At 65.3% G+C, this 26,185-nt stretch carries 27 protein-coding genes, 1 other RNA gene and 1 pseudogene; 13 read left to right on the plus strand and 16 right to left on the minus strand.

Annotated elements, in window-relative coordinates; all coding sequences use genetic code 11:
* Nucleotide 1 precedes the first annotated feature (1 nt).
* From AC1ROK_RS11190 to AC1ROK_RS11200, 3 genes are all read left to right on the plus strand, one after another.
* On the plus strand, nt 2–568 hold the full coding sequence (locus AC1ROK_RS11190) for an SRPBCC family protein (protein WP_492846808.1): 567 nt from the start codon (nt 2–4) through the stop codon (nt 566–568).
* 63 nt (nt 569–631) lie between these two features.
* Complete coding sequence (locus AC1ROK_RS11195) at nt 632–886, plus strand: DUF1127 domain-containing protein (RefSeq protein WP_492846810.1); 255 nt, start codon at nt 632–634, stop codon at nt 884–886.
* A gap of 190 nt (nt 887–1,076) precedes the next feature.
* Nucleotides 1,077–2,228 carry a helix-turn-helix transcriptional regulator gene (locus AC1ROK_RS11200; protein ID WP_492846812.1) on the plus strand — a complete coding sequence of 384 codons (1,152 nt, stop codon included), beginning with the start codon at nt 1,077–1,079 and terminating at the stop codon, nt 2,226–2,228.
* A 148-nt stretch (nt 2,229–2,376) separates the two neighbouring features.
* On the opposite strand, the gene AC1ROK_RS11205 is transcribed toward AC1ROK_RS11200, so the two are convergent.
* Nucleotides 2,377–3,582 carry a mandelate racemase/muconate lactonizing enzyme family protein gene (locus tag AC1ROK_RS11205; protein WP_492846814.1) on the minus strand — a complete coding sequence of 402 codons (1,206 nt, stop codon included), beginning with the start codon at nt 3,580–3,582 and terminating at the stop codon, nt 2,377–2,379.
* A 561-nt stretch (nt 3,583–4,143) separates the two neighbouring features.
* Here AC1ROK_RS11205 and motA point away from each other — a divergent pair.
* Both motA and AC1ROK_RS11215 read left to right on the plus strand, forming a co-directional pair.
* The gene (gene motA, locus AC1ROK_RS11210; RefSeq protein ID WP_492846816.1) at nt 4,144–5,004 is read left to right on the plus strand and encodes a flagellar motor stator protein MotA; all 861 of its coding nucleotides are present in this window, start codon (nt 4,144–4,146) and stop codon (nt 5,002–5,004) included.
* Between the two features lie 11 nt (nt 5,005–5,015).
* Complete coding sequence (locus tag AC1ROK_RS11215; RefSeq protein ID WP_492846819.1) at nt 5,016–5,927, plus strand: flagellar motor protein MotB; 912 nt, start codon at nt 5,016–5,018, stop codon at nt 5,925–5,927.
* 94 nt (nt 5,928–6,021) lie between these two features.
* On the opposite strand, the gene AC1ROK_RS11220 is transcribed toward AC1ROK_RS11215, so the two are convergent.
* Both AC1ROK_RS11220 and AC1ROK_RS11225 read right to left on the minus strand, forming a co-directional pair.
* Entirely contained in the window at nt 6,022–6,228 is a 207-nt protein-coding gene (locus AC1ROK_RS11220) for a cold-shock protein (RefSeq protein ID WP_055878471.1), read from the minus strand.
* 210 nt (nt 6,229–6,438) lie between these two features.
* Nucleotides 6,439–6,786: a hypothetical protein gene (locus AC1ROK_RS11225; protein WP_492846821.1), complete on the minus strand. Its 348-nt coding sequence runs from the start codon at nt 6,784–6,786 to the stop codon at nt 6,439–6,441.
* A 297-nt stretch (nt 6,787–7,083) separates the two neighbouring features.
* On the opposite strand from AC1ROK_RS11225, the gene AC1ROK_RS11230 reads away from it, so the two are divergent.
* The gene (locus AC1ROK_RS11230; RefSeq protein ID WP_492846822.1) at nt 7,084–8,250 is read left to right on the plus strand and encodes an FG-GAP repeat domain-containing protein; all 1,167 of its coding nucleotides are present in this window, start codon (nt 7,084–7,086) and stop codon (nt 8,248–8,250) included.
* A gap of 66 nt (nt 8,251–8,316) precedes the next feature.
* Here the strand turns inward: AC1ROK_RS11230 and AC1ROK_RS11235 are convergent, their stop codons facing one another.
* On the minus strand, nt 8,317–8,601 hold the full coding sequence (locus AC1ROK_RS11235; RefSeq protein WP_492846824.1) for a YMGG-like glycine zipper-containing protein: 285 nt from the start codon (nt 8,599–8,601) through the stop codon (nt 8,317–8,319).
* A 175-nt stretch (nt 8,602–8,776) separates the two neighbouring features.
* Here AC1ROK_RS11235 and AC1ROK_RS11240 point away from each other — a divergent pair, with 175 nt between their 5' ends.
* Together AC1ROK_RS11240 and AC1ROK_RS11245 are read left to right on the plus strand one after the other, a co-directional pair.
* Entirely contained in the window at nt 8,777–10,153 is a 1,377-nt protein-coding gene (locus AC1ROK_RS11240) for an MATE family efflux transporter (protein ID WP_492846826.1), read from the plus strand.
* A gap of 12 nt (nt 10,154–10,165) precedes the next feature.
* Entirely contained in the window at nt 10,166–10,642 is a 477-nt protein-coding gene (locus AC1ROK_RS11245; protein ID WP_492846828.1) for a YbaK/EbsC family protein, read from the plus strand.
* A gap of 80 nt (nt 10,643–10,722) precedes the next feature.
* On the opposite strand, the pseudogene miaA reads toward AC1ROK_RS11245, so the two are convergent.
* Nucleotides 10,723–11,520, minus strand: a pseudogene (miaA, locus tag AC1ROK_RS11250) (tRNA (adenosine(37)-N6)-dimethylallyltransferase MiaA); the annotation flags it as partial.
* A 24-nt stretch (nt 11,521–11,544) separates the two neighbouring features.
* Here miaA and serB point away from each other — a divergent pair.
* Together serB and AC1ROK_RS11260 are read left to right on the plus strand one after the other, a co-directional pair.
* On the plus strand, nt 11,545–12,417 hold the full coding sequence (gene serB / locus AC1ROK_RS11255; RefSeq protein WP_492846831.1) for a phosphoserine phosphatase SerB: 873 nt from the start codon (nt 11,545–11,547) through the stop codon (nt 12,415–12,417).
* Nucleotides 12,414–12,968, plus strand: coding sequence for a GNAT family N-acetyltransferase (locus AC1ROK_RS11260; RefSeq protein ID WP_492846833.1), 555 nt, complete (start codon nt 12,414–12,416; stop codon nt 12,966–12,968). Before serB ends, AC1ROK_RS11260 begins: the two co-directional genes overlap by 4 nt.
* Here AC1ROK_RS11260 and AC1ROK_RS11265 read toward each other — a convergent pair.
* From AC1ROK_RS11265 to AC1ROK_RS11305, 9 genes are read right to left on the minus strand one after another with little or no spacing between them, the layout of a single operon-like run.
* Nucleotides 12,965–14,455, minus strand: a complete 1,491-nt coding sequence (locus AC1ROK_RS11265) for a Do family serine endopeptidase (RefSeq protein ID WP_492846835.1) — start codon at nt 14,453–14,455, stop codon at nt 12,965–12,967. The genes AC1ROK_RS11260 and AC1ROK_RS11265 overlap by 4 nt on opposite strands.
* A gap of 44 nt (nt 14,456–14,499) precedes the next feature.
* Entirely contained in the window at nt 14,500–14,685 is a 186-nt protein-coding gene (locus AC1ROK_RS11270; RefSeq protein ID WP_492846837.1) for a DUF2065 domain-containing protein, read from the minus strand.
* The gene (hflC, locus tag AC1ROK_RS11275) at nt 14,686–15,741 is read right to left on the minus strand and encodes a protease modulator HflC (RefSeq protein ID WP_492846839.1); all 1,056 of its coding nucleotides are present in this window, start codon (nt 15,739–15,741) and stop codon (nt 14,686–14,688) included.
* 3 nt (nt 15,742–15,744) lie between these two features.
* Nucleotides 15,745–16,866: an FtsH protease activity modulator HflK gene (gene hflK / locus AC1ROK_RS11280; protein WP_055878497.1), complete on the minus strand. Its 1,122-nt coding sequence runs from the start codon at nt 16,864–16,866 to the stop codon at nt 15,745–15,747.
* A 60-nt stretch (nt 16,867–16,926) separates the two neighbouring features.
* Complete coding sequence (locus AC1ROK_RS11285; RefSeq protein ID WP_492847387.1) at nt 16,927–17,433, minus strand: dihydrofolate reductase; 507 nt, start codon at nt 17,431–17,433, stop codon at nt 16,927–16,929.
* A 14-nt stretch (nt 17,434–17,447) separates the two neighbouring features.
* Complete coding sequence (locus AC1ROK_RS11290) at nt 17,448–17,927, minus strand: GNAT family N-acetyltransferase (protein WP_492846841.1); 480 nt, start codon at nt 17,925–17,927, stop codon at nt 17,448–17,450.
* Nucleotides 17,924–18,250 (minus strand): nucleoside triphosphate pyrophosphohydrolase family protein, encoded by a 327-nt coding sequence (locus AC1ROK_RS11295; RefSeq protein ID WP_492846843.1) that lies wholly within the window; start codon nt 18,248–18,250, stop codon nt 17,924–17,926. Before AC1ROK_RS11295 ends, AC1ROK_RS11290 begins: the two co-directional genes overlap by 4 nt.
* Nucleotides 18,250–19,278, minus strand: coding sequence for a DUF4424 domain-containing protein (locus tag AC1ROK_RS11300; RefSeq protein ID WP_492846845.1), 1,029 nt, complete (start codon nt 19,276–19,278; stop codon nt 18,250–18,252). The genes AC1ROK_RS11295 and AC1ROK_RS11300 overlap by 1 nt, the downstream gene beginning before the upstream one ends.
* Nucleotides 19,275–20,069, minus strand: a complete 795-nt coding sequence (locus AC1ROK_RS11305) for a thymidylate synthase (protein WP_492846847.1) — start codon at nt 20,067–20,069, stop codon at nt 19,275–19,277. Before AC1ROK_RS11305 ends, AC1ROK_RS11300 begins: the two co-directional genes overlap by 4 nt.
* Before the next feature lie 49 nt (nt 20,070–20,118).
* Between AC1ROK_RS11305 and ssrA the strand changes: the two genes are divergently transcribed.
* The 3 genes from ssrA to AC1ROK_RS11320 all read left to right on the plus strand — a co-directional run bounded on the left by ssrA (nt 20,119) and on the right by AC1ROK_RS11320 (nt 21,306).
* Nucleotides 20,119–20,472: a transfer-messenger RNA gene (gene ssrA / locus AC1ROK_RS11310) on the plus strand.
* Between the two features lie 128 nt (nt 20,473–20,600).
* The gene (locus tag AC1ROK_RS11315; RefSeq protein ID WP_492847389.1) at nt 20,601–21,092 is read left to right on the plus strand and encodes an SspB family protein; all 492 of its coding nucleotides are present in this window, start codon (nt 20,601–20,603) and stop codon (nt 21,090–21,092) included.
* 7 nt (nt 21,093–21,099) lie between these two features.
* A complete protein-coding gene (locus tag AC1ROK_RS11320) occupies nt 21,100–21,306 on the plus strand; it encodes a ribbon-helix-helix domain-containing protein (protein ID WP_492846849.1) in 207 nt (68 codons plus the stop codon).
* A 98-nt stretch (nt 21,307–21,404) separates the two neighbouring features.
* Here AC1ROK_RS11320 and AC1ROK_RS11325 read toward each other — a convergent pair whose 3' ends face one another.
* Both AC1ROK_RS11325 and AC1ROK_RS11330 read right to left on the minus strand, forming a co-directional pair.
* On the minus strand, nt 21,405–25,028 hold the full coding sequence (locus AC1ROK_RS11325) for an AsmA family protein (RefSeq protein ID WP_492846851.1): 3,624 nt from the start codon (nt 25,026–25,028) through the stop codon (nt 21,405–21,407).
* Between the two features lie 146 nt (nt 25,029–25,174).
* Nucleotides 25,175–26,176 (minus strand): CorA family divalent cation transporter, encoded by a 1,002-nt coding sequence (locus AC1ROK_RS11330; RefSeq protein WP_492846853.1) that lies wholly within the window; start codon nt 26,174–26,176, stop codon nt 25,175–25,177.
* Nucleotides 26,177–26,185: the final 9 nt, after the last annotated feature.

Consider the following 26,185-nt stretch of genomic DNA (forward strand, 5'->3'; position numbering starts at 1 on the left):
CATGCCCGCCAGCTATGCCCTCGATCGTGGAATTGCTCTCAAGCGCACCTTCGCGGCACCCGCCAGCGTAGTGTTCGAAGCCTGGACGGACCCGGCCTATCTCGACTGGTACTTCAACCCCGATCATCCCAGCGAGCACCCGGTGACGGTCGACCTCCGGGTCGGCGGCCAGTGGCGCCAGGAAATGGTCGAGACGCCCGAGAAGCGCTACTTCACCGGCGGCGTCTATCGCGAGATCGTGCCGGGCAGGAAGCTGGCGTTCTACTGGGGCGCCGTGGGCGGCTGGCCCGAGCTCGACCTCGATAATCTCGACGAGAGCCCGCTGGTCACCATCCAACTGACACCCTATGGGGCGCAGACCCTGATGGATTTCCACGTGCAGTTCCCCGATCAGTATACCCCTGAAAGGGTCGACTGGTGGATGAACTGCGGCATGATCGCCGGCTGGAACATGACCATCGACCGGCTCGTCGCGGTGTACGAGGCCGAGCGCCGGGCGGGGCAGCAGGTCGATCGACGACCCCGTTATCGCCCCAGAAATTGGGGCCCGTCTCATCGGTTCCGATGAAGCCGTGGCAGCAGCAATCGCCTAGCATCGCTCCCGTCGCCAAGAGTCTTCGGGAGATAATCGATGTCCGAAACGCTGTCCAACGCGCCGCGAACGAACAACATCGCTCTCGAACTGGTCGAGCCGCTGACCAGCAAGGCGGTTTTCTATTTCAGCTTGGCCTACCGACACGCGCGGCGGATACAAAACAAGAAGATCCTGCGCGCGCTGAGCGATGAGCAACTCAGGGACGCCGGTATCGACAGGTCGCTGATCCATTCGGGTCCGGAGATCGAGGTCGATGCTCGCCTGATGAGCACTCTGATGTCACTGAGGTGAAGCGCGCCATGGCCGGCGGTGGCCATCGGCAGGAACTCACACCGCAGCGGCGGCGCAGGACTTCTAAAGGCAGGCGGCAAGTCGGAATTGCCCGTCCAGTGTGTTGTGTTGTTGGTCTATTTGGCGCAGCATTATTCCTTGGCCCGACGGCGGTCGGCATTTGCAGCGTCCAAGGGCCGGGGATTGCAAGGTGATCGGTTTGGACGGAGTCTCGGCCCGGGCGCTGTCCGATACGATCGGTGCGATCTATGATTGTGCGCTCGATCCGCACCAGTGGCCGGACGCCTGCCGAAGTATCTCCTACCTGTGCGAAAGCTCCGCCGGCGGGTTATGCGTTCACGATCTGCTGCACGTAAAGAATGATCAGCTATTCGTTTTCGGGTACCAGCAGGAGTTCCTGAAACGCCTCGATATGCACTACGCGCAAAGCCCCATGGCGATCGCCGACGTCGTCTCAAACATCGGTGACGTCAGCGCTCTTTCCATGAGCGGCGCCGAGTTGACCGAAACCCGGTTCTTTCGCGACGTGCTGGAGCCGTTCGGACTTCAGGATATCATCTGGTTTCCCGCGTTGCGGACCGGTGGCCGCATGGCTTCCCTGCACGCCTCCCGAAGCGACAAGGTCGAGTACTACCAGGCGCGCGAGATCGACCTATTCCAGCTTCTCTCTCCGCATGTCTGCCGGGCGCTCGCCATCTCCGACGCCCTCGACATCCGGACGCTCCGGTCAGAGATGCTCGAGCGGACGCTCGATGCGCTCGTCGCCGGTGTTTTCCTCACAGCCCGCGATGGCCGCATCGTTTACATGAATGCCGCCGCCGAGCGGCAGATCAGAACCGGCAGTTCCATCCGCATTGCCCACGACCGGCTCTCTCCGACAGATCCAGCGACGCATGCGTTGCTGGCGAGGGCCATTGACCGGGCGGGACGCGACGACGTCGATCTGGATATGACTGCACATTCCCTAGCGATCCCGGATGCCAGTGGCCCGGGCTATATTGCAACCTTCCTTCCAATCGACAGCGGTCTGCGCCGTAGCGCAGTCGCTCCGTTTGCAGCATCGTGCGCTGTGTTCGTGCAGGATCCCGTCCAGGCGCCGCACATGCCGGGTGAAGCCTTTGCCAGGCTTCATGGACTGACGGGCAGCGAACTTCGGGTGCTGCTGGCCCTTGCCCAGGGGTTGGGCGGCAAAGAGGCGGCCGACATGCTGGGCATCAGCGAGCCTACGATGCGCTCGCACCTGCAGCGCATCTTCTCCAAGACCGGCACGTCTAGGCAGGCAAAACTGCTGCAGTTGCTCCACAACTCGACGCCGCCGATCCGTACACCCCAGCCGGCCTAATCCCGCGCCGCTTTCTCTCAATCGCCACAGCGCATCCGACGGGCGCCGGCCCCCAGCAAGCACCGGATCCGATCAGCAGTTGCCCCTCTCCCCCGAGGGGTCGCCGTGGAGGGAGAGGGCCACAAACCGCTGTTCACGCGTCGAAGCCTCAGTCGAAGAAGTTCTCGTCGCCTTCCTCGAGGTACTTCCTGGCTTCCTTGGCGATCAGGTTGACGCCGAGGCCCGGACGATCCGGCACGTCGATCAGCCCGCCCTTCACCGGCATGCCCTCAAAGCCCTCGGTGATGTCGTACCAGAAGGGCTCGAAGCGGGCCGGGTATTCGAAGGCGATCAGGTTGTCCGGCATGGTGGCGCAGACCTGGATCAGCGCGGCGAGCCCGAGGATGCCGTTGGCGGTGCCGTGCGGCGCGATGGCGATGCCATGCAGGTCGGCGTGCTCGGCCACCCACTTGATCTCGGCGAGACCGCCGACGTCGCAGGGATCGGGGCCGATGACGTTCACCGCGTGGCTCTCGATCAGCTGCTTATAGTGCTGGCGCAGGTAGATCTGCTCCCCGGTGTGGATCGGCGTCGTGGTGTGGTGCGTCACGTCCTTGTAGACGTCGGGATTGACGTAGGGCGAGTAGTCGCCGGTCACCGTGTCTTCGATCCATAGCAAATGCAGGTGCTCGACCGCCTTCGCGAGGCGCAGGGCATCGAGCGGCATGAAGCCCGGGCCGGCGTCGACAGCGGTGTTGTAGCCCTTGCCCAACGTCTCGCGGGCCGAGGTGATGCAGGCGACGAGGTGGTCGAAACCTTCCTTGGTCATCGTGCCCTTGTGCGGGTACGGGAACGGCGCATCCTCCTGCACCTCGCCGTAGAAGAAATCCGGGAAGTCGCGCACCATCGACGAGTGGTAGGCGCTCGGCAGCTTGAACAGGGTGAACTCGCCCTTCAACGACTTGCCGTACTCGGCCCAACGCTTGTAGCCGGCAGGCGTGTGCTCTGCTCCACCCGGCACCTCGGCCTGGTACAACGTGCGGTAGGTGCGGACCTGGTCGCGCACCTTGCCGCCGAGCAGGCGGTAGGCCGGAGCGTTGGCCGCCTTGCCGGCAATGTCCCACAGCGCATGCTCGATGGCTGAGACCGCCGAACCGAACGGCTTGAAGCCGCCGCGGACGCGGATGCGGCGCATGACGCGCTCGACGTCACGCGGGTCCTGCCCGACGATCCAGTCCTTCAGCTGCAGCACCTGTGGCTTGACGTAGGGTTTGGGGGTTTCGATCTGGCTCCAGCCGGTGATGCCCTCATCGGTGGTGATGCGGATCACCGGGCTCGAGGCAATGATCGCGCATTTCAGGTCTGTAATCTTCAACGGGAAGCTCCTCAAAATCCCTACCATACCAGTATGGCAGCTATGCCGCATTCCGGCACGGATTTGAATGCTCCTAATGGGGCATTCTGAAAATTGTCGCGGCAATCTGCCGTGGTCCGACTGACTTCCTCCCGTCCACCATCGCCAGCACCGCCTCTTCCACTGCCGTCATCCCCGAGAAGGCGGGGACCCAGTGGGATGCTGCAGCGCCAGCAAGCGGGCAGAGATCCCACTGGGTTCCCTGCCTTCGCGGGAATGTCTGCAGTGGGTGGGATACGATTCAGCCATGCCCAACGGCCGCCCCCCTAAAGCGCGTCAGTCAGCCGCGTTTCCGCGCCTCGCCATTAGCCGAACCTTAACCGCGGCATAGCAGATTGGCGGCTGAACGACGCGCCGATGAAAGGCGCCGAAAGACCAAGTTTCCGCACGGTTTCGGGCGGAGTTCGAGAAGCAGACAGGAGTCGCTTCGAACATAGAAGGCAGCCGGATCGGACCGCGCCGATCGCTCGCCTCAGGTTCGCAGGACCCTTGTCCCTGATTTAGTAGCGCGGGTCCTGTTTTATGCGTCTCATCATCGGCATTGTCGTGATCTTTGCCAGCGTCATCGGCGGCTATGTCGCCATGGGTGGGCATCTCGAAGTGCTGATCCAGCCCTTCGAGGCGCTGATCATCCTGGGCGCGGCGTTCGGCGCCTACATCATCGGTAATACCGGGCCAGTGCTGAAGCAGACGGCCAGCATCTTCGGCATCCTGTTCCGCGGCCCGCGCTACGACAAGGCTGCCTATGTCGAGCTGCTCGGACTTCAGTTCACCTTGTTCAAGCTGGTGCAGGCCAAAGGCGTGCTGGCGCTCGAACCGCATATCGAAGATCCCGGCAACTCCTCGATCTTCCAGCGCTTTCCGACCTTCGCCGCCAACCACGACGCCGTCGAGTTCATGTGCGATTACCTGCGCATGGTGACCCTGGGCAGCAACGTCGCCCACGAGATGGAGGCGTTGATGGACGAGGAGCTGGAGACGCATCATCAGGAGCGCGAGCGTCTGGTTTCCGCCGTGCAGGCACTGGCCGACGGCACGCCGGCACTCGGCATCGTCGCGGCCGTGCTGGGCGTGATCAAGACCATGGGTTCGATCAGCGAGCCGCCGGAAGTGCTCGGCCACATGATCGGCGGGGCGCTTGTCGGGACCTTCCTCGGCGTGTTCGTCGCCTATGGCTTCTTCGGCCCGATGGCGCAGTCGCTGCGCAACATCTTCGAGGCGGAGTCGAAGTATTTCCTGTCGATGAAGGTCGGCCTCCTGGCCCAGATGTCGGGCTACGCCCCCGCCATCGCGGTCGAATTCGCCCGCAAGGCGCTGATGTCCGAAGTGCGGCCGACCTTCGCCGAGATCGACGAAGCCACCGCCAACCTGCCCGCATCGTGAGAGCCTGAGCCATGGCGCGCAACGACCAGACCATCATCATCAAGAAGGTCAAGCGGGCCGCCCATGCCCATCATGGCGGCGCCTGGAAGATCGCCTACGCCGACTTCGTGACCGCCATGATGGCGTTCTTCCTGCTGTTGTGGCTGATCAGCATGACGACGCCCGAGCAGAAGAAGGGCCTCGCCGACTATTTCGCGCCGCCCAATGTCAGCGAGAATACCAGCGGTGCCGGCGGCGTCATGGGCGGCCTCGCCTTTTCCGAGGATGGCGCCAAGATCGCTGTCGAATCCAACAAGGACGCGCTCACCGCACCGGAAAGCAGTGAGGCCGGCCCGAAGATGGAATCGCGCGGCGGCGTCGCCGAAATCGGCGGCAGCGATTACGACGCGGTCCGCGCGTCGTCGGTGACGCTCGAGTCTCGCTATAACGCCGACTATCACGCGGCAGCCGCCAGCATTCGCCAGGCGTGGCAGGCCCTGCCCGATATCACCAAGATCGCCGACAACCTCCTGGTGCGCGAGACCGAGAATGGGCTCGACATCGAGATCATGGATCAGGAAGGGCGGCCGATGTTCCCCGAGGGGTCGAAATACCCCTACGAGTCGACGCGCAAGGCGATCGCCACGCTCGCGCCGATCCTGCAGAAGCTGTCGAACCAGATCACCATCTCGGGCCACACGGCTGCGGGCGCGGTCTACGACAACCCGCGCTATGGCGCCTGGGATCTCTCGAGTGATCGTGCCAATGCGGTTCGCGCCATCCTTGGCGAGTTTGGCCTCTCGGACGATCGGATCCGCGCCGTCAACGGCAGCGCCACATCCGAGCCGCTGTTCCCCAACGATCCGTACCTGGCCGGCAATGGCCGGGTGCAGATCACCGTGCGCTACGAAGCGCCGCCCGTCCCGGCCGGCCTGAAACCGTAAGCGTCCCAAAAGCCAGGCAACAAAAAAGGCCCCGTCAGGGGCCTTTTCCGTCGTTGCGCCGTCAGGATAAGCCCTTCAGCGCCACGGGGCGTTCTTAGAGCGCCTTGAGGTTCGTCGCCGAAACCTTGCCGTCACGGCCCTTTTCGAGCTCGTAGCTCACCTTCTGGCCTTCGGCGAGGCCGGACAGGCCCGAACGCTCGACGGCAGAGATGTGGACGAAAGCGTCCTTCGAACCATCGTCCGGCTGAATGAAGCCGAAGCCCTTGGTGGTGTTGAAGAACTTAACGGTGCCTTCGATCATGATGGCCCCCTTTCAATTGTCGTGCGCGGGATACTCCCGCTTTGCACGCGTTCCTCGTTCGGCGACATGCCGACCGGGTCTAAACGTTCACAATATCAAGAGGTAGCCAATTAGACCGCGAGCGGTCAGAGCTGGTAGCGCCGGATGGAAGCGAAACGTGCCCGGTTATATCTGCCACCATTGCGCCTTAATCAAGGCCAACCGCAACGATTAGCGGTATGGCGCCAGATCGACCTCGTCGACCACACGCTCAAAGCTCTCGAGTTCGCTGCGCACCCGATAGAGCAACGGGCCGCTTTCGTGCGGCAGCAGCGCGACTACCTGGCAGACCGCCGCCGACCGCGCGATATCGCGCGAGCCGCGCGCCATGGTCAAGCGTTGCCCGACATGGAAGCGATGCACCGCATGCGGCGTCGTGGGCTGCGCCGGCTGGCGCTGGAACTCGGCGACCGGCCTGTCGGAATGACGATCTGCCCCCTGCACACCGGCGCTCGGTTTGGCCTTGCCGGCACCAAGCCGGCGCGTCACCGGCACGGCGATGCTCTTGAAGGTATTCACTGTGGTCCTGGGGTACGAGTCCGGCGCCACGGACGCGACGCTGGTATCACTGCGGCCTGAGCCTCAACTCCATCCTAGCACAGCTGGCCCCGCGGCGACAGGCGCTTGTCCCGGGAGGCTCCGGCCCCTCCCGCGCTTCACCGTCTCAGTGAAACGCCAAACGCGGAAGGTTGTTGGCTTGGTCGCGCTTTTCGAACCGGAAGAGTCTGCAACTCTTCCTGAAAGCGCTCTGGCTTGGTCGCGCTTTCGAACCGGAAAAGTCTGCAACTTTTCCTGAAAGCGCTCTATCGTCGCCGAATGGATCAGCTGTGTGCCCTGATCGCCGCCATCACCTTCGGCCTCTGCTCGGCGGATACGGCCACGCCCAGCTTTATCGACGTGTCGGCAGAGGCGCTGCCCGCCAAGAGCGCCTCCCCCAACGCGATGGGCGCGAGTGTTGCCGATCTCGACGGCGACGGTGATGCCGACCTTGCCGTCGCCATCGAGTACGGCACCAACCGCGTGCTGCTCAATGGTGGCGCAGGCAGGTTCACTGAGGGGTTGCTGAGCGGCCCGAGCGGCGACCACGAGGACGTCGCCATCGCCGACTATGACCGGGACGGTGACCTCGACCTGGTGTTCATCGGCGAGGACGATCAGGTGGTGGGCTATCACCTCAACGACGGCGCCGCCGGCTTCACCGACGTGTCGGACCGTCTGCCCGCCCGCGCTACGTCGAACACCGTGGTCGCCGTGGATGTCGACGGCGACGGTGATGCTGATCTGGTCACGGCGAACGCCGGTCCGGACTTCGTCTGGATCAACGATGGCGCCGGTGGGTTTGTTGACGAGAGCGCAGTCCGCCTGCCCCAGCACGACGACATCAGCCAGGACATCGCGGTCGGCGACGTCGATGGAGACGCCGACACCGACCTGGTCTTCGGCAATGAGGAGCAGAACCGGCTCTACCTGAACGACGGCGCCGGCCACTTCGCCGATGCGCCGCTGCCGTTGCGCGGCACGCCGGAAGAGACGAGAGATGCCGATCTCGCCGACGTTGACGGCGACGGCGACCTCGACCTCTACTTCGCCAATGTCCGCATCTTCCGCGCCGACCGTGACCAGCAGGATCGGTTGCTGCTCAACGACGATATGGGGCGCTTCACCGACGTGACCGTCACGCATCTGAGCCCCGACGACGAGCTCACCACCGCCGTGGCATTCATCGACTATGATCGCGACGGGGACCTCGACCTGATCCGTGGTCGCATGGGCGACCTCGGGGCTGAGCGCTCGGATTTTCCGCTGCTCGCCTTCGCCAATAATGGCGCCGGCCATTTCCCCGCCGCGCCAGGCATCATCCCGCCGATTGCCGGCGCCAACGCCTTCGATATCGAGGTGGCCGATTTCAACGGCGATGGCCGGCTCGATCTGTTCGTCGCCAGCCGGGGCGGACCGGACCGGCTGTTGATCGGGCTGAAATGACCGTACGCGAATGAAAATGGCCCGACGGTTTCCCGTCGGGCCATTGTTCTAGTCGCCTGCCGCGTGTCAGCCGTTCGGCGAGCACGGAGCGAGGTAGCGGCGACCATTGCGGTCTTCCCAGACGCACTTGGTCGGATCGTCGCGATAGCGACCGATGAGCTCGCCAGCCACGGCACCGCCGATGCCGCCAACCGTGGCGCCAACCAGCGCACCGCCGACGGTACCCGTCGTCACGCCGCCGATCACGGCGCCGGCAATGGCGCCGGTACTGGCCGTCTTCTCGGTGGTCGAGCACGCCGTGAGCGTCATCGCCCCGGCCAGAACGACGGCGATGGATAGAACTTTACGCATGAATACCCTCCGGGAGGTTTGTTAAGACGCGAGCCCTGCACGACAATGCGCGGGCTCGCGATAGGTTCCGCATGAACTTGAGGCAAATCGTTGGCTGAGGTAAGGGTCCCACGCGATTGGGATTACCATTATGAATGAGCCGACAACGGTGCCGGTAACCGGCAGCGATGCTTCCATGTCTTCCCACGGGTGGGCAACAGAGCTTCGCGCAAGCTTTGCGCTGGCCTGGCCGCTGATCGTCGCCCAGCTGGCGCAGAACCTCCTGTTCACCACCGACGTGGTGCTGATGGGCTGGCTCGGCCCGAAATACCTGGCGGCCGGCACGCTTGCGGGCGCCTTCCTGATGCCGTTCCAGTTGACCGGCATCGGCATCGTCGGTGCGGTCGCGCCACTGGTGGCGCAGGCCCGGGGCCGCGGCGACACCAAGGCGGTGCGCCGCATCGTCCGCCAGGGCTTCTGGGTGGCGATCCTCGTCGCAACGCTGCTGGTGCCGATCGTCCTCAACATCCGGCCGATCTACCTCGCCATCGGCCAGGATCCGGAAGTCACGGCACTGGCCGAGAGCTACATGTTTGCCGGCTTCTGGATGCTTTACCCGGCGCTCGGCATCATGGTGGTGCGCTCGTTCCTCTCGGCTTTCGCCGCGACACGGGTGATCCTCGTCGTCACGGTCATCGGCGTGCTGGTCAACGGCTTGCTCGCCTATACGCTGATCTTCGGCCATTTCGGCTTTCCGTGCCTCGAACTGCGCGGCGCGGCAATCGCCACGGGCCTCGTCAACGTGGTGATGTTCTTCGCCCTGCTCGGCTACACGCTGACCCACCGGAAGCTGAAGCGCTTCCATATTCTGGTGCGCTTCTTCAAACCGGACTGGCCGCGCTTCCGCGAAATTCTGAAGGTCGGGCTGCCGATCGGACTGACCGTCGCCGCCGAAGTCGGGCTGTTCTCGGTTGCCGCCATCCTGATGGGCCGGCTCGGCACCAACGAGACCGCCGCGCACGCCGTGGCGCTGCAGCTCGCCTCGACCGCGTTCATGGTGCCGCTCGGCCTCGGCATGGCCGCCACTGTCCGCGTCGGCCTCGCCTACGGCCGGGGCGATACCGAAGGTGTACGCCTTGCCGGCTGGACGGCGATCGTCATGGGCACCGGCTTCATGGCGCTGACGGCGGCGCTGTTCCTCGTCGTGCCGCATGCGCTGGTCACCATCTTCCTCGACAGCTCCGACCCCGCCAATGCGAGCGCGCTGATGCTCGCCGCCACCTATCTCGGCATTGCCGGCATCTTCCAGTTGGTCGATGGCGCGCAGGTGGTCGCGGCCCATTCGCTGCGCGGCCTCTCTGACACCCGTACGCCGATGCTGCTCGCCATCTTCGGCTATTGGTTCGTCGGCCTGCCGACTGCCTATGTGCTCGGCTTCGTCTTCGACCTGCGCGGTGTCGGCGTCTGGCTGGGCCTTGCGACCGGCCTCGCCTTCGTGGCGATATTGCTGGTCAGCCGCTTCGCCATGCGCGGGCGGCTGGGTTTGATGAAGACCCTCGCCATACCCGCCTAGGACACCCCGCTCATGCCCCAGTTGAAACCTGCCGAACAACGCGTCGCCGACGCCCTCGCCAACCACGCCCTGCCCGCGCAGGTGATCGTCCTCGAACAACTGGCGACCACCGCGCAGATGGCCGCCGACGCACTCGGCGTCGAGGTGGGGCGCATCGTCAAGTCGCTGCTGTTCAAGGGCAGGGATAGCGGCAAGCCCTACCTGCTGCTCGTCTCGGGCAGCAACCGGGTACATGAGAAGCGCGCCGGGCAGCGCATCGGTGAGGTGCTGGAGCGGCCGGATGCGGATTTCGTCAAGCTCCACACCGGCTTTTCGATCGGTGGCGTGTCGCCCTACGGGCACCCCGCCCCACTGACCACCTATCTCGATGACGCGCTGCACAATTACCGCACGGTCTGGGCTGCCGCCGGCGACCCGCGTTCGGTGTTCGAGATCACCGCCGCCGACCTCGAACGCACCACAGGCGCCACCCGGATCGACGTGACCTAAGGAACAATCCAGTTCCAGTCGGCCATGCGGTTGCGGAACCAGGTGCGTTGGCGCTTGGCGTATTGCCGGGTGGCGATGACGGCGCGCTCGATCGCCTCATCCTGTTCGAGCTCGCCGGCCAGCATCGCCGTGATTTCCGGCACACCGATCGCCTTCATCGCCGGCAGGTTCGGATCGAGCGCCAGCGCCAGCAGGGCTTCGACTTCCTCGACCGCGCCGCTCGAGAACATGGTTTCGAAGCGGCGGGCAATGCGCTGGCGCAGCAGCTCGCGGTCGGGGTTGAGCACCAGGCGATCGAGCGCGAACCCGTCGAGCAGTCCCTTCTGCGCTTCGTCCTGATAACTGGCGAGTGAGCGGCCGGTCGCATTCAGCACGGCGAGCGCCCGGATCACCCGTTGCGGATCGGGCGCCCTGAGGCGGCCCGCGACGAGGGGGTCACGCGCCGCAATCAGGCGGCCACGGCCCTCCCGATCCAGCCCCTCGACTTCGGCCGTGGCAGCAGCCAGTGCCTCAGCCGGCACCTCCGGGACGTCGGCGAAGCCGGTGGTGAGCACGTCGAAGTAGAGGCCCGTGCCACCGACGAAGATCAGCGGCCGATCGGCGTCTGATTCTATCACCGCGGCAGCCGCCCGGGCCCATTCGCCAGTCGAAAATCGGATGGAGGGATGCACGGTGCCATAGAGCCGGTGCGGCACGCCGGCCATTTCGATTTCGGACGGTCTGGCGGTCAGCAGTTGCAGCACGTCATAGACCTGCAGCGCGTCGGTGTTGACGATCACCCCGCCCTGCTGCCGCGCCAGGTCGAGCGCCAGCGCCGACTTGCCGCTGGCAGTCGGACCCGCTATCAACACCGCTCGCCTCTCCGGGCGCTTGCCCATCCTTCTCAGGCCTTTCTCACGCACATGACGGTACTCTGCCTCATCGCCAATCCGGCTGACCCCGCAATTGACTCGGCGCTGGTCGCGGCGATCCAGCACGAGACCAGGGGTGAGATCAACTGGCTGCACCAGCGCATCGCCTGTGAGATCGAGGCGCCCAAGGCAGCCGATCCGGTGGCCGCGGCGCGCGCTGTCATCGGCAGCCGGCCGGTAGACGTGGCACTGGTTGCAACGGAGGGCCGCCGCAAGCAGGTGCTGGTCGCCGACATGGATTCCACCATGATCGAGCAGGAATGCATCGACGAACTCGCCGACGCGATCGGCATCAAGGCCGAAGTCGCTGCCATCACCGAGCGTGCCATGAACGGCGAGCTGGATTTCGAGCAGGCGCTGCGCACCCGGGTCGCGCTGATCAAGGGCCTTGAACGCGCCGCCATCGAGGAGATCCGGCGCGAGCGCATTACCCTCGCGCCGGGCGGCCGGGCCTTGATCCACACCATGAAAGCCTATGGCGCATACACCTCGCTGGTTTCGGGTGGCTTCACCTTCTTTGCCGACTATTTCGGCAAGCGGATCGGTTTCGACGAGGCGATCGCCAATGTGCTCGAGTTCGATGGCGAGCGGCTGACCGGTACGGTCAAGAGCCCGATCGTCGACAAATCGACCAAGCTGCATCGCCTGGAGGCACTGGCGGCCGAGCGCAATCTGCCGATGAGCGCAACGATGGCGGTGGGCGATGGCGCCAACGATCTCGACATGATCAAGGCCGCCGGCTTCGGCGTGGCGCTCCACGCAAAGCCGCATGTTGCGGCCGAGGCGGGCATCCGTATCGATCACGGCGACCTTACCGCCCTGCTCTACCTGCAGGGCTACACCGATGAGGATATCGTCAGGTGAGGCTGGAGACGGAGCGACTCGTTCTCAGATCCTGGGAGAGCGGCGACCACGCTCCGCTGGCGGCGGTTCTGGGCGATCCGGAAGTCCGCCGGTTCTATCCTTCGACCGCGACGCCTGAGCAGACCGGGGCACAGCTGGCGTTCTCGATCGAGAAACAGGCTGTCACAGGCTTTCATTTCGGCGCGGCCGAGCTCAAGTCGACCGGCCAGTTCGTCGGCCTCATCGGCCTCGGCTACATCCCCGATGAAACGCGCGCCGCCATTCGCGGCCAGCCGGCCGTCGAGATCGGCTGGCAGTTCGACAAGGCGTTCTGGGGACAGGGCCTCGCCCCGGAGGGTGCCCGGGCCTGGCTCAACTATGGCTTCTCGACACTCGAGCTGCCGGAAATCGTCGCCTTCACCTTCGCGGGAAACCTCCCCAGCCAACGCGTCATGGCGAAGATCGGCATGGTTCGCGACGCGGACGCCGACTTCGAGCATCCCAGGCTCGCGCCGGGTCATCCGCTGCGCTCACACGTGGTGTACCGGATCAGCAACCCGGCGATCGGTTAGCCGAGCCGGACCGCAATGAACCGGCTGGTGCCGGTCGGATCGATCACCTTGAACAGCACCGCCGGGCGGCCGGCTTCCTTCGCCTGCCCGACCAGCTCGCTCAGTTCATCGACGGTGCCGATCTCCTTCTGGTTCACCTCGGTGACCAGGAGGCCCGGGATGAAGCCCTTCTGATCGGCGTCGCTGCCGCTCTTCACGCTGGTGACGACGATGCCGTCCGCCTCCGGCGCAATGCCGAACTCGGCGCGCTTGTTCTCATCGAGCTGCGCCACGTCGAAGCCGACCAGGTCGGGCAATCCCAGCGGCGGCGTCTCTTCCTCCGTGGCGGTCGGCTCTGGCGCGGGAGTGGGAGCCGGCGTTGCCGGAGCATTGTTCTTGGCGATCAACTGCTCGCCAAGCTCCAGGCGGCCCAGGGTGATGCTGAGGGTCTGCTCGGCGCCGTTGCGCAGGATCTTCACCGGGACGGCCTTGCCGACCTCAGTCTCGGCGACCACCCGCGGCAGGTCGCGCATGCGGGCGATCGGCTTGCTGTCGAACTCGAGAATGATGTCGCCCTCGACCACCTGCCCTTCGGACGGGCCGCCCTTGGTGACGTCGATCACCAGCGCCCCGGCTGTGCTCTTCAGGCCGAGGCTGCTGGCGATATCCTCGCTGACTTCCTGGATGCCGACCCCGAGCCAGCCGCGGCGAGTTTCGCCGAACGCGGCGAGCTGGTCGATCACCGGCCGCGCCAGGTTCACCGGCACGGCGAAGCCGATACCGAGCGACGAGCCGCCGCGGGCAATGATGGCGGTGTTGATGCCGACGACCTTGCCGTCCATGTCGAACAGCGGGCCACCCGAGTTGCCCTGGTTGATCGCGGCGTCGGTCTGGATGAACTGGTCATAGGGGCCGGATTGGATATCGCGGTTGCGGGCCGAGACGATGCCCAGCGTCACCGAGCCGCCGAGGCCGAACGGATTGCCGATCGCCATCACCCAGTCGCCGACTACGGCCCTGTCGCTGTCGCCGAACTCGACGAACGGCAGTTCGTGGCCGGCATCGACCTTCAGCACCGCGAGGTCGGTCTTGTCGTCCTTGCCGACGATCGTCGCCGGCAGGCGCGTTCCATCGGTCAGGTAGACCTCGATCTCCTCGGCGCCTTCGATGACGTGGTTATTGGTGACGACGATACCGTCGGCCGAAATGATGAAGCCAGAGCCGAGGCTGCGCGCCTCCTGCATCTGCTCTTCGCCCAACCCGTTGTTCGGGTTGTGCTCGTCGAACAGCTCCTCGAGCGGCGAGCCATCCGGCAGGTCGGGGAACGGCACGCCGCCACCGCCCGGCACACGCCGCGAGGTGCCGATGTTCACAACTGCGGGCGAGAGTTGCTCGGCGAGCGCCGCCACTGACTCCGGGCCCTTGGCGGCCGCCGGTGCGACCTGCACCGACAGGGCCAGGACTCCCGCGACGGCCAGAGACCGCAAAACCCGACCGGCAGCACGCATTCACTTCTCCTGCAACGACTCAGCCGTGGCCGCGCATGTCGCAGTCAGCCCCGGAGCAGCCACAAGAGAACAAGTCCGACCCCGGCGCAAGCCAGCGCGGCCGCACGAATGATTGAAGCTGGCGTCGATTGGATCGACGCCAGCACCCTCTTCATCTGTTCGGGGAATGCAGCGTAGACGAGCCCTTCCAGGACCAGCACGAGGGCCAGTGCCGAGAAGAGCTCGATCATTTACTGCGCCGGAGCGGCCGGTGCGGGTTCGGCAGGAGCCGGGGTCGCCGGAGTGGTCTCCGCGGGAGCGGTAACCGTCGTTTCAGCCGCGGGCTGGCTGAGGACCGGCGAGTCCACAGGCGGCTCTTCGACCAGCGGCGTCGCCGGAATCGGCGTTGTCGCGGCTTCCGGCGGCGGCGTCACGTTATCGGGGTTCTGGTTCTGGAAGAACCGGAAGAACTCCGAGTCCGGCGACAGCACCATGGTGGTGCCGTTCGGCCCGAGCGCCGCGCGATACGACTGCATCGAACGGTAGAAGTCGAAGAAGTCGGTGTCGCGGTTATAGGCATCGGCGAAGATCTGGGAGCGCTGGGCATCGCCCTCGCCTCGCAGGATTTCCGCGTCACGGCGGGCTGCCGAGAGAACCTCGACGGCCTGACGATCGGCGATGGCGCGCGCAGTCTGCGCCGCTTCCTGGCCACGGGCGCGGAGCAGTGCGGCCTCGGCGAGACGCTCGGCCTTCATGCGGTTGAAGGTTTCGGCCGAAACGCTCGGATCGAGGTCAGTGCGGATGATACGCACATCAACCACCTCGATGCCCAGTTGGGCCATGTCCGGGCGGATCAGGTCACGTGCCTCGCGCATCATCTCCGGGCGCTGCTCGGACAGCGCCTCGGTGAAGGCGCGACGGCCGTAGACCTGGCGGAGCGCCGCGTCGAAACGGGTCGACACGCGATCCTCCACGACGCGCAGTTCGCCCTGCGCGCGGGAACGGAACAGCCGCGGGTCGGCGATGCGGTAGGTGAGGTAGGCGTCGACGATGTAGAACTTACCGTCCGACACCTGCACCGTCATGTTGGCGGCGTCGTAGCGCAGCAGCCGGTCTTCGATGATCTGCACCGTATCGACAAAGTTGGTCGGGATCTTGAAATAGAGACCCGGGTCCGTCTTCACGTCGGTGATCTGGCCAAAGCGCATGACGATGGCCTGTTCGCGCTCGTTGACCACGAAGATCGAAGACACGAAAATGTACAGCAGAGCGACGACGGCAATGCCGAGAATAACAAGTCTGTTCATGGCTTACCTCGGCGTCGCGTCGGCGGGGACGGGCGTGGTGTTGAGTGTCGAGTTCGGCCGGATCTCCGGCAGCGGCAGGTAGGGCACAACGCCCGATCCGGCGCTCTTGTCGACGAGCACCTTCTCCGAACCGCCCAGCACCTGCTCCATGGTCTCGAGGAACAGACGCTTGCGCGTCACTTCGGGGGCCTTGGCGTACTCGGCGTAGATGGAAAGGAAGCGAGCCGCCTCACCTTCTGCTTCCTGCACGACACGGTTCTTGTAGGCGGCCGCATCTTCGCGGACCTGTGCGGCCTGGCCTCGAGCGTCACCCAGCAGCGTGTTAGCGTATTGCCGCGCTTCTTCCTGGAAACGGTCTTCGTCCTGTTCGGCGCGCTGCACTTCGTTGAAGGCGTCGGCCACTTCAGTCGGCGGGGCTGCCTGCTCGATGGCGATCTGCGACACCGTCACGCCCATGCTGTAGCTCTGGACGATCGACTGCACGATGCCGCGCACGTCGTTCTGGATGCCGGCGCGATCGTCGCGGAACACGTCCTGTGCCGGACGGCGGCCGACGATTTCGCGCATGGCGCTTTCGCCGATCGAGCGCACCATGTCGTCCGGATCGCGGACGTTGAACAGGTAGGCCACCGGGTCGGTCACCGACCACAGCACCGAGAACTTCACGTCGACGATGTTCTGGTCGCCCGAGAGCATCAGCCCTTCGTCGGACTGGGTGCGGGTTGAGCCGACAGAGCCGATCTCGGTGCGGTTTTCCGTACGCGGCGCCCGCTCGACGGTCTCGATCGGCCACAGCGCGAAATGCAGGCCCGCCGGAACGCTTTCCAGCGGCTGGCCGAAGCGGAGCTTTACCGCCCATTCCTGTTCCTGGACGGTGAACACCGAGTTGGCCACCCAGAACGCGCCGAGCGCCAGGACGACACCGATGATGGTCCAGCGCCCACCGGGGATCCCACCCTGAAAACGGTCGCGACCGCGGGACAGAAGTTCTTCGAGGTTGGGCGTACCACCGCCCCGGCGGCCACCGCCGCCACCACCGCTACCACCACCACCCGGCGTCTGACCCCAGGGTCCGCCGTTGTTGGAGTTGCGGCCTCCCCCGCCCGTATTGTTGTCCCAGGGCATACGCCACCTTTCAGCCGGATTATCGATTGCCGCCCTATATAGGCAAGCGCTCCCCTGCGATCAACGTGCGGGGGGTTCACGTCGACGATAGACTTTTACCGTGAAGTCGGCGCTATCCCGTTCTGTGCGCAACAGTTCAGGCTCCGCTTCTACTTCCCATTGCTTGGGATCGATCAGTGGAAAGCGAGCATCGCCGGAGGGCGACACCGCCACATGTGTGACGTAAAGTCGCTCCGCCAACGGCATCGCCTCACGATAGATTTCGCCACCGCCGCCGATCATGACTTCATCAACACCATCGGCGGCGGCGATCTGCTGCGCCTGATCGAGGGCCCCGGCAAGACTGTGGAACACCAGCACGCCATCCGGCTGATAGCCGGACTGCCGTGTCACCACGATGTTGGTGCGGCCCGGCAGCGGCTTGCCGATGCTCTCGAAGGTTCTGCGCCCCATGATCAGGGGCTTGCCCATGGTGGTGCGCTTGAAATGGGCGAAATCGGTCGGCAACCGCCAGGGGATCGCGCCATCCGAGCCGATAATGCCGTTGTCGCCGACCGCTGCGATCATCGCCACCGGGACGGTCACAGCGCACCGAGCCGCGCCAGAGCTTCACCGTCGACGCGAACCTTGGTCCACTCATCCTGCATGACGCCGCCTTGCGACTTGTAGAACTGGATCGACGGTTCGTTCCAGTCGAGCACCCACCACTCGAACCGCCCGAGCCCCTCGCGCACGCAGCGCTGCGCCAGGTTGACCAGCAAGGCCTTGCCGACGCCCAAACCGCGCGCCTCGGGGTAGACATAGAGATCCTCGAGCCAGATACCGTGGCGCCCCTGGAAGGTCGAGTAAGTGTAGAACCAGAGCGTGAAGCCGACCGGCTTGCCCTTCCACTCGGCGATCTCGCAGAACACCTTGGGGTCGGCGCCAAACAGGTCGCGCAGGATGTCGGCCTCGGTAGCCTTGGCCTCGTGCGACAGCTTCTCGTACGCGGCCAGCGCCGCGATGAAGCGGATGATCAGCGCAGCGTCAGCTGGCGCCGCGCTGCGGATAACGAGACTCATTGGGCGATATCCAGACGCTTGAGGTGTGCGAACCACTTGCGCTCGAGCGCGACCTCGACGTCGATCTGATTGTGCCGGCAGAACAGCAGCAGCTGAGCCAGCAGATCAGCCGCCTCGTCCTCAAGCGCTTCACGGATGGCAGCTTCCGAGCGTTCGCCGACACGTCCACGGCCAGTACTGCGCAGATGCTCGGCGACCAGTTCGCCGGCCTCCTCCTGCAGCTTCAGCGCATACCAATCTGCATCGCGCCGGATGCCGCAACGCTCAGCGTAGATGGCGGAAACCTGCTCCACCCGCTCGGTCAGTTCGGCGATCGTCGCCATCAGCCGACGTTGGGTTCGGGGTTCTGCCGGTTGAGGATCAGCACCTCGAGCTCCCGGTTGTAGGGCGGCCACCAATCCACGGCCTCCATCTCGAAGGTGGTCGGGCCGGTCTTCTTGATCTCGCCGTCCCAGCAGAACGACACGAGGTTCTGCGGCAGCACCTTGTCGATGGTCAGGTGGAACTTGCCGACTGGACCGGCCCAGTTGGCGCCGGTCGACCAGATATAGCTGACCCAGCTCTCGGTGAACGGCGCGCCGTAGGGCTCGTCGGGGTTCGGAAGCGTCTTCTTGACGGTGTTGATGAAGCTGTCGTCGGTACAGTACTGGCGCTTGTACTCGGTCGCCGGATCGTAGCCCTCGTAGGGCGGCGACAGGAACGTCACCGCCACGGTGCCGCCGACGCTCGGCTTGTACTGATGCTCCACCGTCACGGTCTCACCGGCCGGAAAATGCGCCTCCCAGCTATAGGTGGAGCGCAGCGTCCATACCGGCCAGTATTCGGTATGCATCCCCTGCCCCTGGTCGAACTCCATCGGGATCACCAGGGCGCGGTGCAGCAACTCCTTCTTGGTGGCCTCATCGAGGGCGTTGATCGCCTTCACCGTCGCGTCGCCGTAAGGCGTCAGCGGCAGGCCGAGATCGGTCAGGTACTGCGTGTAGTCGATATTGGTGGCGAACACATACTGGTGCAGCTCGGCCGAAACCGGTTGGCCATTCACCAGCGTCTCGAAGCCGAAGATGTTCTCCGGGTCCTCGGTGGGGATCGCCACCATGAAGTCGCCGTCCCCGGTGATGTCGGGCATCGGGAAGGCCACCAGCGCGTCGGTGTCTTCGCTCCCCTCGTTGCGGAACTCGTACTTCACCCGAACCTGCTCGGGCGACACGTAGAGATCCTCGCTCAGCATCTTCACGTCGTCGGTCTGGACAAACACCAACCCGCCAGCGCCCAGCGTCGACATGGTGTCATTGGCGAGCGTCGGCGTCGCGGCCAGGGCGGCGCACATGAAGGCAGTCGACAGGATCCTCATACGGCGATCTCGGCCTTGATGGACGGGTGCGCATCATAGCCGGTGATCATGAAATCCTCGAACTCGAAATCGAAGATGTCGCGCTTGTCCGGGTTGATGGTCAGCCGCGGCAGCGGGCGCGGCTCGCGGCTTAGCTGCAGACGAACCTGCTCGAAATGGTTGTGGTAAAGGTGCACGTCGCCGAACGAATGCACGAACTCTCCCGGCTGCAGCCCGGTTACCTGCGCCATCATCTCGGTCAAAAGCGCATAGGACGCGATGTTGAACGGCACGCCGAGGAACAGGTCGGCGGAGCGCTGATAGAGCTGGCAGCTGAGTTTGCCGTCGGCGACATAGAACTGGAACAGGCAGTGGCAGGGGGGCAGCGCCATGTCGTCGACTTCGGCCGGGTTCCAGGCCGTGACGATGTGCCGGCGCGAATCCGGCTTGCTCTTGATCGAATTCACCACATTGGCGATCTGGTCGATGGTGCCGCCGCGCCCGTCCGGCCAGCTGCGCCACTGCGAGCCGTAGACCGGCCCGAGATCGCCATTCTCATCGGCCCACTCGTTCCAGATCCTGACGCCACGCTCCTGCAGCCACCGCACATTGGTCTCGCCGCGCAGGAACCAGAGCAGTTCGTAGACGATCGATTTGATGTGCAGCTTCTTGGTGGTCAGCAACGGAAAACCCTTGCCGAGATCGAAGCGTGTCTGCCGGCCGAACACCGAGCGGGTGCCGGTGCCGGTGCGATCAGGCCGATCGGTGCCGTTGTCGAGGACGTCGCGGAGAAGGTCTAGGTACTGGCGCATCCACTCAGCTTACCGCGATTCGGAGGAGCTCCAGCTTGCTTCCACAGGGCCGTTTGCATCGCGCACCGTCCGCGCCTATATAGGGCTTGCCGGCAACGGCTATGGCGATAAACGGCTAGCGTAATAAACCCATTGGACCCGGGGGCAGTGCCCGGCGTCTCCACCAGAACTCCCCGTCGTGGCGGGCTCATGGGGACGAAACAGGATCGACAAGGGCGTAAAGGTTAGACTTTTGCTCGGCATGGTACCACCGATATCGGGCCATCCTAATAGTTGCCAACGACAACTATGCTAAGGTTGCTATCGCTGCTTAATGCGGCGCCGGCACCTGAACTAAAAGTCCTCCGGTCCTAGCAGGCCGACAGGCGGGGTTCGCAGGCACCTGGCAACAGAAGCCTGCACTTCCCTCATTCTCCCATATGCCTGCAGCGTCCTCATATCACGGGCGGCCGTTTCGGTTTTGCCTTGAATTGTGCGTCTCGCAGCGGTGATATGGACGCTTACGGGGATTCCCCCGAACGCAAGGACGATATGGCTGAAGACCTGATCCGCTACGATATTCTGGCCCAGGAAGCGCTGCGCGGCGTTGTGCGCAAGGTGCTGTCCGAAGTGGCGCGGACTGGCCTGCCCGGCGACCACCACTTTTTCATCTCCTTCGTCACCAAGGCGCCCGGGGTTCGGATGAGCCAACGGCTGCTCGAGCAGTACGACAAGGAAATGACCATCGTGCTGCAGAACCAGTTCGGTGCGCTCAGGGTCACCGAGACCGGTTTCGAGGTCGAACTCTCGTTCGACGGCCGCCCGGAGCTGCTGGCCATTCCTTTCTCCGCCATCAAGGGCTTCTTCGACCCTTCGGTGCAGTTCGGCCTGCAGTTCGACGTCGAGCGGGTGGCCGGCGAGGACCCCGAAATCGAGCCCGAGACGGCCGAGGAGCCGCATTCTGCCGCACCGGCAAAACCTGCTGCTGCGCCCGAAGCGCAGGGCGAAAAGGTCGTGAGCCTCGACAGCTTCCGCAAGAAGTGACGGTTCGGTGGAGAAGCGCTCGCTGACCATTGCCGGGCACCGCACCAGCATCGCCATCGAAAGGGAATTCTGGGCCGGGCTCGAAGCGATGGCGCTGGCGGACGGCAAATCGATTGCCGCGGTGATCGCCGAGATCGATCAGGAGCGCGAAGCGCCAAACCTCTCGTCGGCCGTGCGGCTCGCCGTACTCGCCTGGTACCGCGACCGCGGCTAGAGCGCTTTCAGGAGAAGTTGCCGACTTTTCCGGTTCGAAAGCGCGACCAAATCAAAGACTTGGAGCGCTTCACCGCTTCAACGAAGCGGTGAAATGCTCTAGTTTCCCAGCCCGATATCCATCGGCCGGTTGAACTCTTCGAGCGCCTTGCGCAGCTCTTCCTCGTCGTTTGCCTTCTTCGCCGCTTCCTCGTCCGCGGCCTTTCTGGCGGCAGCCTCCTCCGCCGCCTTTTTGGCGGCAGCCTCTTCGGCGGCTTTCCTGGTGGCAGCCTCGTCGGCGGCCCGGATAGCGGCAGCTTCGGCGGCGAGCCGGGCCTTCTCGGCTTCCTCGGCCTTGCGGCGCGCCTCGTCCTCTTCACGCAGCTTTTCGAGCCGCGCCACTTCCGCCTCGTAAGCCTTGACCATGATGGCGTCGACCAGGCCCGAGACGTCGAAGGTCCGCTCGGGCGCCAGCAAGGTGCCGGCGAGCCTTGCGGCAACCCGGGCCGAGCCGGTGGCAACCAGAGCTGCCGGCGTCACCGCCGTCGGCGCGATGGTATAATCGCCGGCCAGTCCGAGATCGCTGAGGCGGATCGAGCCGCTGCCGAACAACTGCCCGCCATCCCCTTCGATCGACAGGTTGGGGCTGCGCAGCACGCCGCCCGCAATATTGAAGCTGCCGGTCACCTGCGGCGCGAGGAACGGCCCGTCATCGAGGCGATCCTCGATCAGTGCGCTCAATTCCTCGGGCTGCATCTCGAGGACTTTTTCGGCGTTGGCCACCTGGCTCAGCGCTTGCGGATCGAGCCGCTCGATCCGCAGCCCGCTCACCGTGTAGGTGCCGTCACCGGTCAACGCGCCGAGAATGCCCGCGACTGAGCCGCCGGTGCCGTCGAACCGGCCAGAGGCGTCGAGTGTGCCATCGAGCGCGTCGGCGACCGGTGGCGGCGCGACGTCGTCGAGCGCGACCCCGATCAGCGAGATACGTCCGGTGACCTGCTTGTCGGTCAGCGGACCCGAGCAGCAGACGGCGAGCTCGAGGCCGACCGAGCCGTTGCCAAGCTTGCCGGTGACATTGCGAAGCCGCGTGGTGGTGGCATCCCAGTCGAGATCGAACGCCAGGTCGGTGACCAGTGACTTGCCAGCCACCTCCAGCGCCGGAGCGGTAATGGAAACGCGGCCGGTGGTGGTGCGCGCACCGTCGCCCGTGGCGAGGGGACCATCGGGCCACAGGCCGCCCCCCGACAGCTGCGAGGCCGGCCCCACGAGGGTTTGCAGCAGCCCGCGCATATCCAGCTGTCCCGCAGCAATACTGCCGCTGACCGCCCGGGTGGCGCCGCGGTTCGCCAGTTTCAGGTTGCCGGTAAAGCTCTCCTTCCCGGAAGTGCCGGCGATGTCCGAGAGCTGGACGTCCGAGAAGCCGGTGAAATCGACCCGGGCGGAAGCCGCTATGGCCGGCAACGAGACGCCGCCTGCGCCCAGCCAGTCCGCAAAGGCGCTGGGATCGGCAAGTGCCGCCTTGATGGTCCCCTTGCCGCTATAGGCCACCGGATCGGTCACCACCAGGTTGCCGGAAAAGCCCAGCGAGTCGCCGCCGCCTTCAACCAGCACGGTGGTCTCGAGGCTGTTGGCAATGTTGCCATCGACGACGCCCACCAGATGCACCGGCTCACCCTCGGCGAACAAGCTGACCTCGCCAAGCCCCAGTTGCGCGGTCATCGCCGCGGCGTCCGCCGACTTCATGTCGAGCCGGACCTTCACCGGCCCCGATAGCGCCCGCAGGAAGCCGGCCTGCAATTCGGCGTCGGCGGCGACTTCGGCGGTCCCCAGCCGTCCAGAGACCGCGAGGCTCTGCGCCCCGTCGCCGCTCGGCGCGTCAAGGCGCAGCGCCAGGTCGGCGGGCAGTGACGGGGTGAGAAAACGCTCGATGGCCGGCGATGCGCCGATCGCCTTGTAGAAGCTCGCCAGCGCCGGGGCGTCGGCCGAGGCGACGGTAAGCGTGCCTGAGCCGGAGAGCTCCGGCTTGGTGATCGAGCCGAAGGCGGTGAGCGAGGCCTTGAACCTGGCGCCGCCGAGATCGCCGGCGGAGATGTCGTCCACCACCAGCACGCCGCCGTCCCACGAACCATGAGTGGAGAGCGCCCGACCGTTGAGGCCGCCCAGCGTCATGCTGTCGGCGACCAGTTCGAACTCGCCCTTCGGGAACGTCGCCGGGAATGCCGCATCGGCACTGAGGTCGGGCAGCAAGGCGAACAGCGCGGCACTGCGCGCCGCATCGAGCTGGCCCATATCGGCGGTGACGTGGAGGTCCGGAATGGCGCCCAGCCCGAGCTGCGCCGAAAAGGATCGCGCCTCGCCGTCGAGTTCGACCCGCCCATCGCTGACCGACAGCGTCTCGCCGACCAGGTCGACGCGCGCGTCGATCGCGCCCGGCATGCCGAACAACGGGTTGCCGTCAGCCGGCTTCCGCCACAGCGTGGTCAGCGCGTCAAGCCGCTGCGACTTGAGCGACAACGTGCCGGAGAACTCCGGGCGGCCGGTCTCGGTGGTGACTTCACCGCTCAGCGATACGCGCGTGTCGCCCGGCAGGATCCCCGTCAGCCCGCGCACCGTCCAGCCGCCCGCATGGGCGGTCGCATCCAGCCGGACGTTGCGGAGCGAGAATGCCCTGAGGTTAACCTCGGACACATCGAGGCCGATGGTGCCCGGGATGCCGGGGGCAGCGGGGAGCGGCAGTTCGCGCAGCAGCCGGACCAGCTCATAGGGCTCGACCGCCTGCTCGGCCGTGGCGTCGCGCGGCGGCAGCGCCAGCAGGCCACCCGAGATCACCGCGTTGAAGGCCATGTCGGCGCCGAGCGTCACATCCGCCGCGCCGAGCAGGCGCGTCGCGGCGCGGTTCTCATCGGGGATCACCACATAGTCGGAGAGCAGCACCCTGCTGGGGCTGGCTTCGACCTTGCTGGTCATCACCAGGGCGCCCTGCCCCGCATCCTCTACCCCCTCCTTGGCCGGCCTCGACGGCGGCTGGCGGTAGGTCATGGTACCGGTGAAGCCGGGTGTCAGCCCCGGCGTCAGAAACCCCTCGGCAGAAAGAGTGAAGCGTTCGTCGGCCGGCCTCAGGGTCATGGCGAGCGAGCCGCCGCCCTCGGCGTCGAGCTGGCCAGTGGTGACGCGCAGCGCATAGACGGCGCCATCGACATTGCCGGTGCCCTGGAACGAGAACGGCCCACGCAGCGCCTCGAGCTTCAGGTCGCCAGCGACGTTCGAAGCGATGTAGGTCTCGCCGGCCCGCGCATCGTGGAGCTTGACGGTTCCACCGCTGACCACGGCATTGGCGACGGAAATATTGCTGCTTACCGCCCGGGCGAGCGCGATGCCCGCGTCCACCGAGCCATCGGCGGCAACGTCGACCGACACGGTCGGCCCGTCGAGCTGCAGCTCGGTGACGTTGTAACGGTCGCGCAGGAAATCGATCAGCGAGAAATCCGCCTCGACCCGCTCGACCGTCAGGCTCGGCTTCTCCGGCGGTCCGGCGCTGACATTGGAGAAGGTGAGCTTCGGCTGCGGCAGCAGCGAGAACGCCACGTCGCCTTCGATGCGCACGGGCGTACCGAGCACCTCGCCGGCGATAGCAGCGAGGCGGTCGCGATACTGTCCCCATGGGATGAAACTGGGCACGACAAAGGCCGCGGCGAGCAGCAGGATCGCGATGACGCCGACGACGATGTAGAGCCGGTTGAGCACGGGACCGGTGAATCCTTGCAAAAGTGCAGCGGAGTTTAGGCAATGGCTGCTGCCGCGTCACGCGCCGAACAACAGGTCGCTGTCATTATCGCCGCACCGAAGGCATGCGGTCAGCCCCGGGGGGAAAGGTGAGTCCCCTTAGGGGCCTACATCCATTTCTTCTTGCGCATGAAGAGGTAGATGGCGACACCGAGGACGCAGAGGAAGCCGGTGACGATCCAGAAGGCGTGGGGGCTGTCGTGGAACGGGATGCCCTCGACGTTCATGCCGAGGATGCCACTGATCACTGTGAGCGGCATCAGCACCACGGTCGCTGCGGCCAGCAGCAGCATGGTCTGGTTCATCTGCTCGGCACGGGTATCGAGCAGCTGTTCGTGCACCAGCACGGCGCGCTCGGAAAGAGTCTGCATCTCATCGCCCAGCCGCGCCGTGCGCGCCGCCGCCTCGCGCAGGCGGACCCGATCGCGGGCGGTGAAAAAGCTCAGGTCTTCGATTTCGAGCGTGGTCAGCACGTCGCGTTGCGGCCAGATCAGCCGGCGCATGTTGATCAGCGTGCGGCGCAGGTGCGCCAGCCGGGATCGGCTGTCGCCGGCGCGGTTCAGCATCAGGGTTTCCTCGATGGTGTCGAGGTTGTCGCCCATCCGCTCGATCAACGGTTCGATGCGGTCTGCGGCGCGGAGCGCCAGACGGGCGACGAGGTCGGCGGGCGAGACCGGCGCATGGTGCGTCTGCTGCCATTGGGTGATGCCGAGGAACTCAACGATGTTGAGCTCGGAGGCGATGATGACGCGCCCCTTCTCGATCCACAACGTCAGCAGTTGCCGGCCGACATCCTCTGGGTCGGCCCCGGGCCGGGCGACACGCAGCACCACCAGCGCCCGATCATCGAGCACCGTGCAGCGGCTGCGGGTCGAAGGCACGGTGATGAGGTCGGCGTTGAAATCGCCGAGCTCGCGCTTCAGCCAGACCTTGAACTCGGGCGCCCGCGAGTTGCCCGAGATCAGCGCAAAGCCCTTGGCCGGGGTGGCGAACGTCGCCTCCTCGGCTTCCTCGAGCTTGCGCACCCCGCCGCGGCCGTCGAACTGGACGATGGTCATCCAGTCCTTGATCGGCTGGCGCTGGTTGCTGGCCGGCATTGTTTCGCCCATGGGCGCTCC

Source organism: Devosia sp. GW821-FHT12F11 (genome assembly GCF_058806655.1).